This window comes from Enterobacter sp. MGH85 (assembly GCF_001037655.1).
Taxonomy (GTDB): domain Bacteria; phylum Pseudomonadota; class Gammaproteobacteria; order Enterobacterales; family Enterobacteriaceae; genus Enterobacter; species Enterobacter intestinihominis.
The window spans coordinates 4681717-4696905 of sequence record NZ_KQ089925.1; the positions used below are offsets into that span (position 1 = coordinate 4681717).

Sequence of the window (15189 nt, forward strand, 5' to 3'; positions counted from 1 at the left end):
TTTTTAGACATATTCTTACTTTGTCATAAAACGTTCACCCACTAACGATAAAACCCTTCCTGTTTTTCACGGGGTAATAAGTTGAATCTTATTGCTCAGCGAATATTAGCGCGTTTTTATAAAATCAGGATTGAAAATGAAAAAGAGCACTCTGGCATTAGTGGTAATGGGCGTAGTTGCATCCACATCTGTTCACGCAGCAGAAGTTTATAATAAAAACGGTAATAAACTGGACGTGTACGGCAAAGTAAAAGCAATGCACTATCTCAGTGATGATGACGCGAAGGATGGTGACCAGACTTACGTTCGTTTTGGCTTTAAGGGTGAAACGCAGATTAACGATCAGCTGACGGGCTACGGACGTTGGGAAGCAGAGTTCGCGGGTAACAAAGCAGAAAGCGACTCTTCTCAAAAAACGCGCCTGGCATTTGCGGGTATTAAACTGAAAGATTTTGGTTCTTTTGATTACGGTCGTAACCTGGGTGCACTGTATGACGTCGCCGCATACACCGATATGTTCCCGGAGTTCGGCGGTGACGGCCTGGCGCAGACCGATAACTTCATGACGAAACGCGCTTCCGGTCTGGCCACATACCGTAATACCGATTTCTTTGGCATGGTTGACGGTCTTAATATGACCCTGCAATATCAGGGTAAAAATGAAAACCGCGACGTGAAGAAGCAAAACGGTGACGGCTTCGGTACCTCCCTGAGCTATGACTTCGGCGGCAGCGATTTCTCTGTGATTGGTGCGTATGCCAGCTCCGATCGCACCAATGAGCAAAACCTTCAGGCACGCGGCGAAGGTAAAAAAGCAGAAGGCTGGGCGACCGGTCTGAAATATGATGCCAACGATATATATCTGGCCACTCTCTATTCTGAAACCCGCAATATGGCCCCTATTTCCGGTGGCTTTGCAAATAAAGCGCAAAACTTCGAAGTGGTTGCGCAATATCAGTTTGACTTTGGTCTGCGCCCATCTCTGGGTTACGTGCAGTCTAAAGGCAAAGATATCGAAGGCATCGGCGATGAAGATATCGTGAAATACATCGATGTAGGTGCGACCTATTATTTCAACAAAAACATGTCTGCGTTTGTTGATTATAAAATCAACCAGATCGATGACGATAATAAACTGGGCGTAAGCAGCGATGATATCGTTGCGCTGGGCATGACCTACCAGTTCTGATGTTGTGGTAATAAAAAAACCGGCGCTGAGCCGGTTTTTTTGTGCCCGGTGACGCTATGCTTACCGGACCTGGGGAGTAATACGTTTTTAGGCCGGGTAAGGCGTAGCCGCCACCCGGCGCTGTGACATCATCAGGCTCTCAGTTTCACCGCTTCGCTGGAAAAATCGTCCGCAGGCTCCAGCTTCAGATCCAGCGTTGCCAGCAGGTCGCGAGCTCTGCCGTGAAATTCTTTTAGCGTATGCTCCAGGCGATCGATCACTTCCTGATCTTTGATGCTCGTCGCCTGCCAGTGCCCGTCTTTATTAAACAGGCCAAACTGATAGCTATAGGTAAAACGGTTTTCCTGTGCTTCCATTTCCATCCACCAGCCCCAGAACTCACGTTTTTCGGGTGCAGGCTTCACGTTGACGCAAACAGCCAGGCAGTCGAAAAAAAAGCGATTCTCTTCACACTGCTCTTCTCGAATATACGGGCCAAGAGCCATGAACTTCTTAATCAGTCTACTTTTCGGGTGTCCACTCGGTAACGTCATTGCGATCTCCTTTTGTGAAGCACTGTTTTACCAAACCAACGAAATTTAGCAAACTATTAACACAATCTCTGCGTGATCCAGCGTGTGATCTCTTTAAGCGCTTTGTCAAAATTTTGGTACACCGGGCTGAAGGGTACCTCCAGCAATTTGCCATCCGAAGATGACGAGGTGATTAAGCGTGACTCCTCTTCCGGGCTAAATGGATCGTTCTTCCAGAAACCGGACATCATCGGGGTTGGGCAACGGCGGCCCAGCAAGCCCTGCGTTTTTAATGAATATCGATTAAGTTCAATGCGCAACGCTTCATCTGAAGCATCATGCATGCCAAGTCGGCTCGCCAGCACGTCCAGATACATTTCAGGAACGCTACCCTGACGCGCAGGCTCGCTTAGCAGTGCATGCACTACCGGACCAAGACAGGCGACGGCCTTCAGGCGGGAAGATTCAAGGTAGGCCAGCCGTACCGCGACGTTAGCGCCAAAGCGGAAGCCAAACGCACCTACCCGGGTATGGTCAACCCAGGGGATATTCTCCAGCGCTTTTAATGCATGCTGGTGCAGCAGGCTGGAGTCTTGCGTAAGTTTCCATTTGGATGAAAAACCAATTGATGGCATATCGAGCGTCAGCATGGCGATCCCGTTTGGGGCAAAGTAGCGCTCATACAGGCTGTAATAATCAATTTGTAACGAATCCAGGCCGCCGCACATCAGAACCGTCGGGAACGGGCCTTCCCCCTCCGGCATATGCAGGAATCCAGTCACCGGGCTACCGCCGGGAATGGCGAACTCAATTTCACGCATCCGGCCAGGCAGCCGCTGGGCGGCCTCTTCATAAGCCCGGTTTGCCAGCGCCTGGGCCTGCTCCGCCAGTTCGTCTCCTTTCAGATGCGGGTATGCAGCGATGCTGTAAAGGTTTGCCGCATGCAGCCAGTGTTTGCCGCTGAGAGTGGCATCTTCTTCCTGGCTCGCTTTTTGCTGCCAGAGCATGGCCTGCTTTGACCATTCGTAGATCCAGTTCCCGCCACGGTAGCCCACCACCGTGTCGTAGAGATCGCTGTCGGTGCGCTCAGACTCGCTCATCACGATACGCGCCTGCACGTCGAGGATTTCGCGCGGGTCGATACCGCGCCAGATCCACATCAGGCGATTAATCATGCGGTACCAGTGGGGCACGTTTTTACCATCTAACGCTGACTGTACAGCAGGCATGGTCCCCGGATTAAACCGACGCACCAGCGTCGAGGTTTCAGGGTGCTTGAAACGGGGTTTGAAAAGAGTTTCGGTGAGATTCGCCTGCGCCATTGCGTTGCCTCCATGGATACATCACTTGGAGACCATTGTAACGCGTGGCAGGGTAAAAAGAACAACGCCCGGCATAACCGGGCGTGTAAAGTTACGTACTGAAATTAACGGCCAGAGATAGGCGGTACGAAGACCACGCCCATATCCCATGGCTGTTCAATCCAGGTATCCTGTGGGATATCAATGACGTAATCATCAACCAGGGGACGACCCGCTGGTTTCGCGAAGATAGTGACGAAGTGCGCTTTTGGATACATTTCGCGGATAGCCACAGCGGTACCGCCGGTGTCCACCAGATCGTCGATAACGATAAAGCCTTCACCGTCGCCTTCCGCGCGCTTCAGCACTTTCAGCTCACGCTGGTTATCGTGGTCATAGCTGGAGATACATACGGTATCGACATGACGAATACCCAGCTCACGTGCCAGCAGCGCCCCCGGTACCAAACCGCCACGGCTGACGGCAATAATGCCTTTCCACTGTTCGGAAGGCATCAGACGCGCAGCCAGTTTGCGTGCGTGAATCTGCAACATGTCCCAGGTGACGACGTATTTTTCGCTCATGTGAAGTGTCCCAGCCTGTTTATATACGGCTTAAAAAAATGAGGGTGAACCAGGTTGCGCGAGATTATAGAGATCTGACGCACTAAAAACCAGTGTTACGCGCCATGAGCCTGAGTTTTTACATGCTTAATGCTACCAGCCACGGGAGAAAGTGGTATTCTCAGATGCATCTCGCAAGCCCGTCTTGTGGTAACGATTAACCTGCTAACCCAGTGACCTGCAACATTGTTTTGCAGCGCAACGACAAGGAGACCTATCGTGTCTGAACTGTCTCAATTATCTCCACAGCCGCTGTGGGATATTTTTGCCAAAATCTGCTCCATTCCGCACCCTTCCTATCACGAAGAACAGCTTGCCGAACATATTATGGGCTGGGCAAAGGAAAAAGGTCTGCACGCTGAGCGCGACCAGGTTGGCAATATTCTCATCCGCAAACCTGCCACCGCAGGTATGGAAAACCGTAAGCCAGTGGTATTGCAGGCGCACCTGGACATGGTTCCGCAGAAAAACAACGACACCGTTCACGACTTCACAAAAGACCCGATTCAGCCGTACATCGACGGTGAGTGGGTGAAGGCGCGCGGCACGACCCTGGGCGCAGATAACGGTATTGGTATGGCTTCCGCGCTGGCCGTGCTGGCTGACGACAGCGTTGAACACGGTCCGCTGGAAGTGCTGCTGACCATGACTGAAGAAGCGGGCATGGATGGCGCGTTCGGTCTCCAGGCAAACTGGCTGCAAGCGGACATTCTGATCAACACCGACTCCGAAGAAGAAGGTGAGATCTACATGGGCTGCGCGGGCGGGATCGATTTCATCTCTACCCTGCCGCTGTCCCGCGAAGCGATTCCTGCCGGTTTCGAGACCTTTAAGCTGACGCTGAAAGGGCTGAAAGGCGGTCACTCCGGCGGTGATATTCACCTGGGCCTGGGCAACGCCAACAAACTGCTGGCGCGTTTCCTGGCGGGCCATGCCGCTGAACTGGATCTGCGTCTGGTGGACTTCAACGGTGGCACTCTGCGTAACGCGATCCCTCGTGAAGCCTTTGCGACCGTGGCGGTGCCTGCGGCGAAAGCGGAAGAACTGAAAAACCTCTCCAGCCTGTATCTGGATATCCTGAAAAACGAGCTGTCTGAGAAAGAGAAAAACCTGACGGTGGTACTGGAGTCCGTTACAACGGATAAAGCCGCGCTGACCGCACAGTCTCGTGACACGTTCGTCCAGTTGCTGAACGCAACGCCAAACGGCGTGATCCGCAATTCTGACGTTGCAAAAGGCGTGGTTGAAACCTCCCTGAACGTGGGCGTAGTGACCATGGGCGACGACAGCGCAGAGATCATTTGCCTGATCCGTTCCCTGATCGACAGCGGTAAAGAGTACGTTGTGAGCATGCTGGAATCTCTGGGTACCCTGGCGGGCGCGAAAACGTCTGCAAAAGGCAGCTACCCTGGCTGGCAGCCGGATGCAAGTTCTCCGGTCATGGCACTGGTGCGTGAAACTTATCAGAGACTGTTCAACAGCACCCCGAACATTCAGGTTATTCACGCGGGTCTGGAATGTGGTCTGTTCAAGAAACCGTATCCGGATATGGACATGGTCTCCATCGGGCCGACCATCACGGGTCCACACTCCCCGGATGAGCAGGTTCACATTGAAAGCGTCGGTCACTACTGGACGCTGCTGACTGAGCTGCTGAAAGCAATCCCTGTTAAGTAATAAGCCGTTTGATGCCCGGTGGCGCTTCGCTTACCGGGCATACGATTAGCCTAATCTACAGTCCCAGCACCAGCTGACGCTCCAGCTGCGGATCCAGCAAGGTGACGTGCAGCCCCACCAGCCTTACCCCTCGTCCGCCCCGCCGCTCTTCCCATGCCTTTTTTGCCGTCGCAATAAGATCCTCTTTGTTGAGGCGTGGCCAGACGTGTTCCTGCGTCGTCTGCTGAAAATCGTTAAATTTCAGTTTGATGCCCTGCCGGGCAATAAGCAGATCTGGTTTGACCTTCAGTAAGCGTCGTTCAAGCTCAGGATAGAGTTGTTCCGTAATAATGGTTTCACACTCTGTCCAGTCATGGATATCTTCGCTCAGCGTGCGTTCAACGCCGACCGATTTACGCAGCCGTTCGTTGTTCACATCCCGGTCATCAATGCCCTGACTGCGTTCCCACAGTACGCGGCCAAACTTACCAAAACGCTTAAGCAGCAGCGCCAGATCGCTGCGCTGAACGTCTTCACAGGTGCGTAGCCCCATACTTTCCAGCTTCGCGGCGGAGACTTTACCCACACCGGGGATTTTGCTGAGCGGCAGCGTCTTTAAAAACGCCGGAACCTCTTCCGGGGTGATGACGTACTGGCCGTTGGGCTTATTTAAATCGGAGGCGATTTTGGCGAGAAATTTTATCGGCGCGACGCCTGCCGATGCCGTCAGGTTCAGCTCGTTAAAAATAGTCTGGCGGATCTCCTGCGCCATCAGGGTGGCAGAGCCGTGGCAGTGCACGCTGTGGGTGACATCCAGATAGGCTTCATCCAGCGATAACGGTTCAATCAGAGAGGTGTAGCGGGAGAAGATCTCCCGAATGTGGTTCGATGCTTCTTTATAGGCATCAAAACGTCCGGGCAAAAGAGTGAGATGCGGGCACAGTTTCAGCGCCATCGCTGTCGGCATGGCGCTGCGCACACCGTATTTGCGAGCAGGATAGTTGGCGGTGCTGATGACACCGCGCTGAACCCGGCTGCCGCCAATGGCGATGGGAATATCCCGCAGCGCCGGGTTGTCACGCATCTCCACTGCGGCAAAAAAGCAGTCCATATCGACATGGATTATTTTGCGCATAGTAAGCCCTCACTCATTACTGGATAAGTATACAGTAAACAAATGAGGGTTGAGAAGTATGCGTGGGAATTGTCGGGTGGCGGCGTTGCCTTACCCGACATACAAAACTAAATAATGCGTTGCTGCTCGCGAGCCATCCGTTTTTTTCGCGCATCGCACGGTTCCGGACATTCGCACACTTTTTCCATTCCGATGGAAGATATACCTCCACAGCTGCCCTGGATGCTTTTACGCTTGATGATCCAGCCTAAGGACATCCCGAATATCACCAGTACAAACACCGCAAAGGTCGCCAGAAAGGTCAGCATAATCAGCCTCCGAAATCATCGAGCATGATGTTCTCATCTTCCACGCCAAGATCTTTTAGCATCTTAATCACGGCAGCGTTCATCATTGGCGGGCCACACATATAAAACTCGCAATCTTCCGGTGCCGGGTGCTGTTTGAGGTAATTTTCATACAGCACGTTGTGGATGAAGCCCGTATAACCTGTCCAGTTATCTTCCGGCTGCGGATCGGATAACGCCACATGGAAGGTAAAGTTAGGGTTATCACGTGCCAGTTGTTCAAACTCATCGTCATAGAACATTTCGCGCAGTGAACGCGCCCCGTACCAGAAGCTGATCTTGCGCTTGCTGCCAAGTCGTTTGAGCTGGTCAAAGATATGCGAACGCATCGGTGCCATACCCGCACCGCCGCCGATAAAGACCATTTCCGCGTCGGTGTCTTTGGCAAAGAATTCGCCGAACGGGCCGGAAATCGTCACTTTGTCGCCAGGCTTGAGGGACCAGATATAGGACGACATGACGCCAGGGGGTGCATCAGGCACATTCGGCGGCGGCGTGGCGATACGCACGTTGAGCATAATAATGCCCTTCTCTTCCGGATAGTTAGCCATGGAATAAGCGCGAAGCGCGGGCTCTTTTACTTCGGAAACAAAGCGGAAGAGGTTAAATTTATCCCAGTCGGCCCGGTACTCCTCGGGCACGTCGAAGTCAGCATACGCCACGGTGTGTGCCGGACAATCAATCTGGATATACCCACCCGCACGGAACGGGACGCTCTCCCCTTCAGGAACGCGCAGCTTGAGCTCTTTAATGAACGTGGCTTTGTTATCGTTAGAGATAACTTCGCACTCCCATTTTTTCACGCCGAAGATCTCCTCCGGCAGCTCAATCTTCATGTTCTGGCGCACAGCGACCTGACACGCCAGACGGCAGCCCTCTTTCGCTTCACGCTTCGTGATATGCGACAGTTCTGTTGGCAGAATATCACCGCCTCCCTCTTTCACCGTCACACGGCACTGTCCACAGGAGCCACCGCCGCCACAGGCAGACGAGACAAAAATCCCGTTGCCGGAGAGCGTGTTAAGCAGCTTATCCCCTGCCGGGGTACGGATCTGATTCTGCGGATCGTCATTGATATCAATGATCACATCCCCGGAATTCACCAGCTTCGCACGCGCTGCCAGGATCAGCCCTGACAGCACCAGTACTATCAGCGTGAACATCACCACGCCAAGAATAATTTCCATCTTTTAGCCCTTATAGCTGCACACCGGAGAAGGACATAAAGCCCAACGCCATCAGGCCGGTGGTGATAAAGGTGATCCCTAAGCCACGAAGCCCCGCAGGTACGTTGGCATATTTCATTTTTTCACGGATCCCCGCCATGGTGACAATCGCCAGCATCCAGCCGATACCGGAACCGAAACCATACACAACCGATTCACTGAAGTTGTAATCGCGCTGAACCATAAATGAGACGCCGCCGAAAATGGCGCAGTTCACCGCGATTAGCGGCAGGAAGATCCCCAGTGCGTTGTACAGCGACGGGAAGTATTTATCGAGGATCATCTCCAGGATCTGAACAAGCGCCGCAATCACCCCGATAAAGGTGATGAAGTTCAGGAAGCTAAGATCAACGCCCTCCACCAGCGCGCCATCGCGAAGCACGAAGTTGAACACCAGGTTGTTAATCGGAACGGAAAGCCCCAGCACAACAGTGACCGCCACACCCAGACCGAATGCCGTCGATACCTTCTTAGAAACAGCAAGGAACGTACACATGCCCAGGAAGAAAGCGAGCGCCATGTTTTCAACAAACACCGCGCGCACAAATAAACTCAGGTAATGAGCCATCGTCGGTTACTCCTTTTCCTGCTGTTCAGGCTTCAGCGTACGAATCAGCCAGATCAGCAAACCGATAATGAAAAATGCGCTTGGTGCCAGCAGGAACAGGCCGTTCGGCAGATACCAGCCGCCGTTCTGTACCGTATCCAGCACCGGAATGCCAAACAGTTTGCCGCTGCCAATAAGTTCGCGCAGGAAACCAACCGTCAACAGGATCACACCGTAACCCAGCCCGTTGCCGATACCGTCCATAAAGCTCGCCAGTGGCGGCATTTTCATCGCATAGGCTTCAGCGCGCCCCATCACGATACAGTTGGTGATAATCAGGCCGACAAACACCGAAAGCTGCTTCGAGGTTTCATAAGCGAAGGCGCGCAGAAGCTGATCAACCACGATCACCAGCGAGGCGATGATCGCCATCTGGACAATGATCCTCACGCTGTTGGGTATGTGGTGGCGGATCATTGAGATAAACATGCTGGAAAACGCTGTCACCAGCGTTACCGCCAGCGTCATGACCACCGCCGTTTCCAGCTTGGTGGTTACCGCCAGAGCCGAGCATACACCCAGCACCTGAAGCGTTATCGGGTTATTGGCTAAAAGTGGGCCAATCAGCACCTTTTTAACTTCTTTCAGTTCACCCGTATCAGCCATTGTTCAGCGCTCCTTCACGTACATTCTTCAGGAAGGGACCAAAGCCCAGTTCACCCATCCAGAAATCAAAGCTGTGCTGCACCCCATTAGAGGTGAGCGTAGCGCCGGAAAGGCCATCAACGGCAAATTCATCACCGGGACGCGCTCCACCTTTCACCACCTTCAGCGCAGGCTGGCCGTTGTCATCGAGCACTTTTTTACCGACAAACTGTGCCCGCCAGTTAGGGTTCTCAACTTCGCCCCCCAGCCCTGGTGTTTCGCCCTGATCGTAATATGTAATGCCTTTGACCGTACGGCCATCGGTATCCAGCGCCACAAAGGCGTACATCATTGACCATAAACCGTTGCCATAGATGGGCAACACGATTTCCTGGATGCGCTTTTGCTCGTCGCGGACGAGGTAAATCTCCGCGACATTGCTGCGGCGCTTAATGCCTGCCGGATCCTGCGAGGCGTCAAGCATGGTGCTCATCTGCGGATCTTTTAGCGCCAGCGCCTGGTTATATTTCGCCGGGTCTTTATCCATTAACTCCCCGGTTTTTAAATCCACCAGCCGTGCGGTAATGCGTTCGGCAAACACCGCTGCGACGTCATCCTTCGTCATGCCTTCCTGCATCAGCCCGGCAACGGCAAGGATGTTACGCTGTTTATCCAGCGCACGTTGCTCCTGCTGTAGCGGTTTCAACCCAACGGCAGAACCGGCCACGACAATGGAACAGACCAGACACAGTACCAGCACCACCAGCAGCGTTTTGCTGATACTGTCGTTATTTTTGATCTCAGCCACGCGCCTTCCTCCGCTTAATGTTGGCGCGCACGACCAGATAGTCGAACAGCGGCGCAAACAGATTGGCAAACAGAATGGCCAACATCATCCCTTCCGGATAGGCCGGGTTGACCACGCGAATCAGTACACACATCACCCCAATGAGCGCGCCGTAGCACCATTTTCCTCTGTCGGTAAACGAAGCCGAGACGGGATCGGTGGCCATGAACATCATGCCAAACGCAAAGCCTCCCAGCACGAGGTGCCAGTACCACGGCATGGAGAACATCGGGTTAGTGTCTGAACCAATGAAATTGAAAAGCGTGGCGGTGAGGACCATCCCAAGCATGACGCCAGCGACAATGCGCCAGGACGCCACGCGGCCAAAGAGGATGATGGCTCCGCCGATCAAAATCATCAGGGTAGACACTTCACCGATGGAGCCTGGAATATTGCCAATAAACGCATCAAACCAGGTGACAGGCTGTCCGGTTGCATTGTTAACCAGCGTTTCGCCGCCGCCAGCCGCCCACTGTGAAAGTGGCGTCGCGCCGGAGAATCCGTCTGCTGCCGTCCACACCAGGTCGCCCGAGATTTGCGCCGGATAAGCAAAGAACAGGAACGCGCGCCCTGCCAGTGCCGGGTTGAGGAAGTTGCGTCCGGTCCCGCCGAAGATCTCCTTGGCAATCACTACGCCAAAGCTGATCCCCATCGCCGCCTGCCAGAGCGGCAGCGTTGGCGGAACAATCAGCGCAAACAGAATAGAGGTAACAAAGAAGCCCTCGTTGATCTCATGTTTGCGAATAATAGCGAACAGAACCTCCCAGAAACCGCCCACAATAAAGACAGTCATATAGATGGGGAGGAAGAAGACAGCGCCCAGCGTCATCATGCTGATCCAGCCTGCATCTGCCGCAAAGCTCACCCCCAGCGACTGCGCCAGACGATAGTGCCAGTCAGACTGAATCACCTGCGCCAGCTGCTCTGCATCGTACATATGGTGCAGCGCCGGAATAGTCTGCAACCCAACGTTATACATCCCCCAGAACATGGCCGGGAAGACCGCAAACCAGACCAGAATCATCATTCGCTTGAGGTCGATGGCGTCGCGAACGTGCGCCGCGCCTTTCGTCACCAGACCCGGGGTGTAGAAAATGGTCGTTGTCGCTTCATACAGCGGGTAGTACTTTTTGAGCTTCCCTTCGGTAAAGTGCGGCTCAATTTTTTCAAAGAGGTGTTTTAAGCCCATGGTTATCCTTCCTGCTCAATGCGGGTTAACACCTCGCGCAATACGGGTCCATATTCGTATTTACCTGGACACACATAGGTACACAGCGCCAGATCTTCCTCGTCCAGCTCCAGACAGCCCAGCGCCTGGGCACCGTCGGTATCGCCGGCCAGCAGATCGCGCAGCAGCACAGTGGGCAGAATATCCAGCGGCATCACGCGTTCGTAGTTGCCAATCGGGACCATGGCGCGCTCACCGCCGTTGGTGCTGGTGGAGAAGTTAAACAGCTTACGACGCAAAAAGTGGCCGAGCGTGGTACGGGTTAACGAGTATTTTTCCGCGCCAGGCAGCACCCAGCCGAACAGCTCTTTCTCGCGCCCTTCAAGCACCACGCTCACCTGAAGATGGAAACGACCCAGCCAGGCCATCGGGCCTGTCGCGTGTCTGCCGCTCAGCACCGAACCGGAAATAATGCGGTTTTCACCTTCTTTCGTTTCGCCAGCCAACAGCGCCGTCAGGTCTGCCCCAAGCAGCGTGCGAACCAGACGCGGTTGGGTTGCCTGAGGGCCGCCGATGGCAATAATGCGTTCTGCGCACAGCTCACCCGTGGTGAAGAGCTTACCGATAGCGATCACGTCCTGATAATTAAGATGCCAGACCTGTTTCGTCAGGCTTACCGGCTCCAGGAAATGAATATGCGTTCCCACCAGCCCGGCCGGATGCGGGCCGGCAAATTCATTAAAGGCGACCTGCCCTTGCGGATGCCCGCCCAGCTTACCGCCGCTGGCCTGGCAGACATGCACTTTGCCCGGCGTCAGGCGCGTTAACACGGTGAGGCCGGCATCGAAAGCTTTGCGTTCCGCCAGGATAAGAGGCTGCGGATCCGCGCTGAGCGGGTTGGTGTCGATGGCCGTAACGAAGATAGCGGCTGGCACAGTGCCAGGTACGGGCGTTTTGCTATAGGGACGCGTGCGAAGCGCCGTCCACAGTCCTGACTCCAGCAGTTGCGTCTGCACCGCGTCGTGGCTGAGGGTAGCGAGATCGGCGGCGTCAAAACGCGCAAACTCGCGTTTCTCATCGCCTTCAATTTGAATAACTACCGATTGCAGAACGCGACGCTCACCACGATGGATGGCGACAACGGTGCCGCTGGCTGGGGCTGTAAACATAACGCCAGGATTTTTTTTATCCTCGAAGAGTGCCTGGCCTTTTATTACACGATCGCCTTCCTGTACCAGCATCGCGGGGCGCATGCCCACGTAATCATCACCCACAATAGCGACATGATGAATACTGGCGCCGGTCGTTACGTGCTGTTCAGGCACGCCAGAGATTGGCAGATCGAGTCCTTTTCTGATTCTAAACATGTGGTTAGCAGGTATCCATGAACAACAATCCAGAGAGGCCGGAGTGTACCATTTTCGGCCCTGCCAAGGGCAGTAAATCCGCCGTCTGGCGCGCCGAAATGCGAGCTATTGCGCAAAGTTCCTGGAGTCAGGACAATATGAATGGGTTATAAAGTAAAACTAATTTGTAAACGCAAAGGTTGGCTCTTGCGAAAATCTCCATCGGTGCTAATGTGAGCGCTCCTGTCCAGATTAGTCTGATTTCGGGTGTCTTTTGCCGTTCTGGCAAGTTGGTCATTGTTTTATCAAGGAACCAGTAGTATGCGTAAAATCGCATTGTTCATTGCGATGCTTCTGATACCGTGCATGTCGTTTGCCGGGCTGCTTGGCAGTAATAGTTCAACGACGCCGGTCAGCAAAGAGTATAAACAGCAGTTGATGGGTTCCCCGGTTTATATTCAAATCTTCAAGGAAGAGCGCACACTCGATCTGTTTGTCAAAATGGGCGAGACGTATCAACTGCTCGATAGCTACAAAATCTGTAACTATTCTGGCGGACTGGGGCCAAAACAGCGCCAGGGTGACTTCAAAAGTCCGGAAGGGTTTTACAACGTTCAGCGTAGCCAGCTAAAACCGGACAGCCGCTTTTATAAAGCGATTAACATCGGTTTCCCTAACGCCTTTGACCGTGCGCACGGTTACGAAGGGAAATACCTGATGATCCACGGCGCCTGCGTGTCTGTCGGCTGTTATGCGATGACGGATTCCGGCATTGATGAAATCTTCCAGTTTGTCACGGGCGCACTGGTCTTCGGCCAGCCGAATGTTCAGGTCAGCATCTATCCGTTCCGTATGACGGATGCCAACATGGCGCGCCATAAGTACTCTGTTTACACAGATTTCTGGAAACAGCTAAAACCGGGTTATGACTACTTCGAGCAGACCCATAAGCCGCCGGTGGTGTCCATCGTCAATGGCCGTTACGTGGTGAGTAAACCGCTCAGCCATGAAGTGGTTCAGCCTCAGCTGGCGTCAAATTACGCGGTCCCCGAGACAAAATAGCGCCCACTCGCCTGGCATGATCTTTTGCCAGGTTTCGTTGCCCGTCAGCGGCTGCGTTGCAATGACAGTGACCACATCGTTCGGTGTGGTCTCCTTCTGAAAATCAATTTCCACATCCTGATCGAGCAGCGTGGCGACGCCAAACGGCGCACGTCGGGTGATCCAGAACAGATTCGTCGAGCAGAATGCCATCACGTAGCGTCCGTCAGACAGCAGCATATTAAACACGCCCTTCTCGCGTAACTCAGACGCCAGTGACGCTATGTACTTAAATACTGCGGTCATGTTGCCGGGCGTACGGGGGTAGCGCTCGGTCAGCTTGTGCAGCAGCCAGCAAAATGCTTTTTCGCTGTCCGTTTCACCGACAGGACGAAAATTGCCGGTTTCCAGTGATTTATAGCCCGAGAGCTGCCCGTTGTGCGCATAGGTCCAGTTACGTCCCCACAGTTCACGGGTAAACGGATGGGTATTTTCCAGCGCCACTTCGCCGCGATTGGCCTGGCGGATATGGGCGATCACCGAACAGGATTTAATAGGATAGTCCTGCACCAGTCTGGCAATGGGTGAGTTAAAGCTGGGCTGTGGATCTTTAAACGTGCGGCATCCTTTGCCTTCGTAGAAGGTAATGCCCCAGCCGTCTTTATGCGGCCCGGTTCCTCCACCGCGCTGAACCAGCCCGGTGAAACTAAAGCAGATATCGGTTGGCACATTGGCGCTCATCCCGAGCAGTTCGCACATAGAACACCTCCACAACAGCGGGGGGCACCGGCGCCCCCCAGCGAAGTCTTACTTAACCATCTCTTTTTCGATCAGTTGGATCAGGATGTGGATCACTTTGATGTGAATTTCCTGAACGCGATCCGCATAACCGAAGTGTGGTACACGGATTTCAATGTCCGCTGTACCGTCCATCTTACCGCCATCTTTCCCGGTCAGGGTGATCACTTTCATGCCCTTCTCACGCGCGGCGGCGATCGCTTTGATCACGTTAGCGGAGTTACCGGACGTGGAGATCCCCAGCAGCACGTCGCCTTCACGGCCTACGGCTTCAACGTAGCGGGAAAAGATATGGTCGTAACCGAAGTCGTTGCCTACACAGGAGATGTGGCTCACGTCGGAAATCGCAATCGCCGGGTAGCCCGGACGGTTTTCGCGATAGCGTCCGGTCAGCTCTTCGGCGAAGTGCATGGCGTCACAGTGGGAACCGCCGTTACCGCAGGAGAGCACTTTACCGCCGGCTTTGAAGCTGTCGGCAAGCAGGACCGCCGCGCGCTGAATAGCGTGAATATTGGCATCATCTTTCAGAAAGTTCGCCAGCGTTTCCGCCGCTTCGTTCAGTTCGTTACGAATAAGATCCTGGTACATGAGGATAATCCTTCAGTATTGATGAAATAACACAGTGGAGTGTACCGGATAGCAGTAAAAGCGAGAAGCTAAAGCCATGCGAATCGTCCGGCGTTTTGATTTTTTGTGCCGGCTAAAACGCGAACAATGTGAACCAGGTTGTAATTATTTTGTAAACACATTGCTAAAGGAAATGACATCAACTACAACCATATCATCACAAGTGGTCAGACCTCCTACA

16 protein-coding genes are annotated in these 15189 nt (G+C 53.6%); 3 read left to right on the forward strand and 13 right to left on the reverse strand.

All coding sequences use genetic code 11. The features are described from left to right. Positions 1 to 136 precede the first annotated feature (136 nt). Positions 137 to 1189 carry a phosphoporin PhoE gene (gene phoE / locus SK51_RS22365; protein WP_022647150.1) on the forward strand — a complete coding sequence of 351 codons (1053 nt, stop codon included), beginning with the start codon at positions 137 to 139 and terminating at the stop codon, positions 1187 to 1189. Between the two features lie 131 nt (positions 1190 to 1320). Here the strand turns inward: phoE and crl are convergent, their stop codons facing one another. The 3 genes from crl to gpt all read right to left on the reverse strand — a co-directional run bounded on the left by crl (position 1321) and on the right by gpt (position 3586). After that, positions 1321 to 1722: a sigma factor-binding protein Crl gene (crl, locus tag SK51_RS22370; protein ID WP_022647149.1), complete on the reverse strand. Its 402-nt coding sequence runs from the start codon at positions 1720 to 1722 to the stop codon at positions 1321 to 1323. Positions 1723 to 1778: 56 nt separating this feature from the next. Continuing rightward, complete coding sequence (gene frsA, locus SK51_RS22375) at positions 1779 to 3023, reverse strand: esterase FrsA (protein ID WP_023305490.1); 1245 nt, start codon at positions 3021 to 3023, stop codon at positions 1779 to 1781. 104 nt (positions 3024 to 3127) lie between these two features. Then, entirely contained in the window at positions 3128 to 3586 is a 459-nt protein-coding gene (gene gpt / locus SK51_RS22380) for a xanthine phosphoribosyltransferase (protein WP_003863205.1), read from the reverse strand. 258 nt (positions 3587 to 3844) lie between these two features. Between gpt and pepD the strand changes: the two genes are divergently transcribed. Then, complete coding sequence (gene pepD / locus SK51_RS22385; RefSeq protein WP_032676430.1) at positions 3845 to 5302, forward strand: cytosol nonspecific dipeptidase; 1458 nt, start codon at positions 3845 to 3847, stop codon at positions 5300 to 5302. A gap of 55 nt (positions 5303 to 5357) precedes the next feature. Here pepD and dinB read toward each other — a convergent pair whose 3' ends face one another. From dinB to SK51_RS22425, 8 genes are all read right to left on the reverse strand, one after another. Then, positions 5358 to 6416, reverse strand: a complete 1059-nt coding sequence (gene dinB, locus SK51_RS22390; protein ID WP_023299391.1) for a DNA polymerase IV — start codon at positions 6414 to 6416, stop codon at positions 5358 to 5360. Positions 6417 to 6523: 107 nt separating this feature from the next. Continuing rightward, positions 6524 to 6724, reverse strand: a complete 201-nt coding sequence (gene nqrM, locus SK51_RS22395; RefSeq protein ID WP_023305488.1) for a (Na+)-NQR maturation NqrM — start codon at positions 6722 to 6724, stop codon at positions 6524 to 6526. Between the two features lie 2 nt (positions 6725 to 6726). Beyond that, positions 6727 to 7950, reverse strand: coding sequence for an NADH:ubiquinone reductase (Na(+)-transporting) subunit F (nqrF, locus tag SK51_RS22400; RefSeq protein WP_015571374.1), 1224 nt, complete (start codon positions 7948 to 7950; stop codon positions 6727 to 6729). Positions 7951 to 7960: 10 nt separating this feature from the next. Then, a complete protein-coding gene (gene nqrE / locus SK51_RS22405; protein WP_003863217.1) occupies positions 7961 to 8557 on the reverse strand; it encodes an NADH:ubiquinone reductase (Na(+)-transporting) subunit E in 597 nt (198 codons plus the stop codon). 6 nt (positions 8558 to 8563) lie between these two features. Further along, the gene (locus SK51_RS22410) at positions 8564 to 9202 is read right to left on the reverse strand and encodes an NADH:ubiquinone reductase (Na(+)-transporting) subunit D (RefSeq protein ID WP_003863219.1); all 639 of its coding nucleotides are present in this window, start codon (positions 9200 to 9202) and stop codon (positions 8564 to 8566) included. After that, the gene (locus SK51_RS22415) at positions 9195 to 9989 is read right to left on the reverse strand and encodes a Na(+)-translocating NADH-quinone reductase subunit C (protein WP_022647144.1); all 795 of its coding nucleotides are present in this window, start codon (positions 9987 to 9989) and stop codon (positions 9195 to 9197) included. The genes SK51_RS22410 and SK51_RS22415 overlap by 8 nt, the downstream gene beginning before the upstream one ends. Beyond that, the gene (locus tag SK51_RS22420; RefSeq protein ID WP_022647143.1) at positions 9982 to 11217 is read right to left on the reverse strand and encodes an NADH:ubiquinone reductase (Na(+)-transporting) subunit B; all 1236 of its coding nucleotides are present in this window, start codon (positions 11215 to 11217) and stop codon (positions 9982 to 9984) included. The genes SK51_RS22415 and SK51_RS22420 overlap by 8 nt, the downstream gene beginning before the upstream one ends. 2 nt (positions 11218 to 11219) lie before the next feature. Further along, the gene (locus SK51_RS22425) at positions 11220 to 12563 is read right to left on the reverse strand and encodes a Na(+)-translocating NADH-quinone reductase subunit A (protein ID WP_023305487.1); all 1344 of its coding nucleotides are present in this window, start codon (positions 12561 to 12563) and stop codon (positions 11220 to 11222) included. A gap of 300 nt (positions 12564 to 12863) precedes the next feature. Here SK51_RS22425 and dpaA point away from each other — a divergent pair, with 300 nt between their 5' ends. Beyond that, on the forward strand, positions 12864 to 13604 hold the full coding sequence (gene dpaA / locus SK51_RS22430; RefSeq protein WP_023305486.1) for a peptidoglycan meso-diaminopimelic acid protein amidase: 741 nt from the start codon (positions 12864 to 12866) through the stop codon (positions 13602 to 13604). Here the strand turns inward: dpaA and SK51_RS22435 are convergent. After that, positions 13575 to 14342, reverse strand: coding sequence for a class II glutamine amidotransferase (locus SK51_RS22435; protein ID WP_017383120.1), 768 nt, complete (start codon positions 14340 to 14342; stop codon positions 13575 to 13577). The genes dpaA and SK51_RS22435 overlap by 30 nt on opposite strands. Before the next feature lie 48 nt (positions 14343 to 14390). Then, positions 14391 to 14969: a D-sedoheptulose 7-phosphate isomerase gene (gene lpcA, locus SK51_RS22440; RefSeq protein ID WP_003863232.1), complete on the reverse strand. Its 579-nt coding sequence runs from the start codon at positions 14967 to 14969 to the stop codon at positions 14391 to 14393. Positions 14970 to 15189 lie beyond the last annotated feature (220 nt).

Bases quoted from the DNA above. Each gene is read 5' to 3' on its own strand.
- nqrE (WP_003863217.1), bottom strand. From the start codon at position 8,557: ATGGCTCATTACCTGAGTTTATTTGTGCGCGCGGTGTTTGTTGAAAAC.
- gpt (WP_003863205.1), bottom strand. From the start codon at position 3,586: ATGAGCGAAAAATACGTCGTCACCTGGGACATGTTGCAGATTCACGCA.
- SK51_RS22425 (WP_023305487.1), bottom strand. From the start codon at position 12,563: ATGTTTAGAATCAGAAAAGGACTCGATCTGCCAATCTCTGGCGTGCCT.
- SK51_RS22420 (WP_022647143.1), bottom strand. From the start codon at position 11,217: ATGGGCTTAAAACACCTCTTTGAAAAAATTGAGCCGCACTTTACCGAA.
- nqrM (WP_023305488.1), bottom strand. From the start codon at position 6,724: ATGCTGACCTTTCTGGCGACCTTTGCGGTGTTTGTACTGGTGATATTC.
- lpcA (WP_003863232.1), bottom strand. From the start codon at position 14,969: ATGTACCAGGATCTTATTCGTAACGAACTGAACGAAGCGGCGGAAACG.
- SK51_RS22435 (WP_017383120.1), bottom strand. From the start codon at position 14,342: ATGTGCGAACTGCTCGGGATGAGCGCCAATGTGCCAACCGATATCTGC.
- phoE (WP_022647150.1), top strand. From the start codon at position 137: ATGAAAAAGAGCACTCTGGCATTAGTGGTAATGGGCGTAGTTGCATCC.
- SK51_RS22410 (WP_003863219.1), bottom strand. From the start codon at position 9,202: ATGGCTGATACGGGTGAACTGAAAGAAGTTAAAAAGGTGCTGATTGGC.
- crl (WP_022647149.1), bottom strand. From the start codon at position 1,722: ATGACGTTACCGAGTGGACACCCGAAAAGTAGACTGATTAAGAAGTTC.
- nqrF (WP_015571374.1), bottom strand. From the start codon at position 7,950: ATGGAAATTATTCTTGGCGTGGTGATGTTCACGCTGATAGTACTGGTG.
- dinB (WP_023299391.1), bottom strand. From the start codon at position 6,416: ATGCGCAAAATAATCCATGTCGATATGGACTGCTTTTTTGCCGCAGTG.
- frsA (WP_023305490.1), bottom strand. From the start codon at position 3,023: ATGGCGCAGGCGAATCTCACCGAAACTCTTTTCAAACCCCGTTTCAAG.
- dpaA (WP_023305486.1), top strand. From the start codon at position 12,864: ATGCGTAAAATCGCATTGTTCATTGCGATGCTTCTGATACCGTGCATG.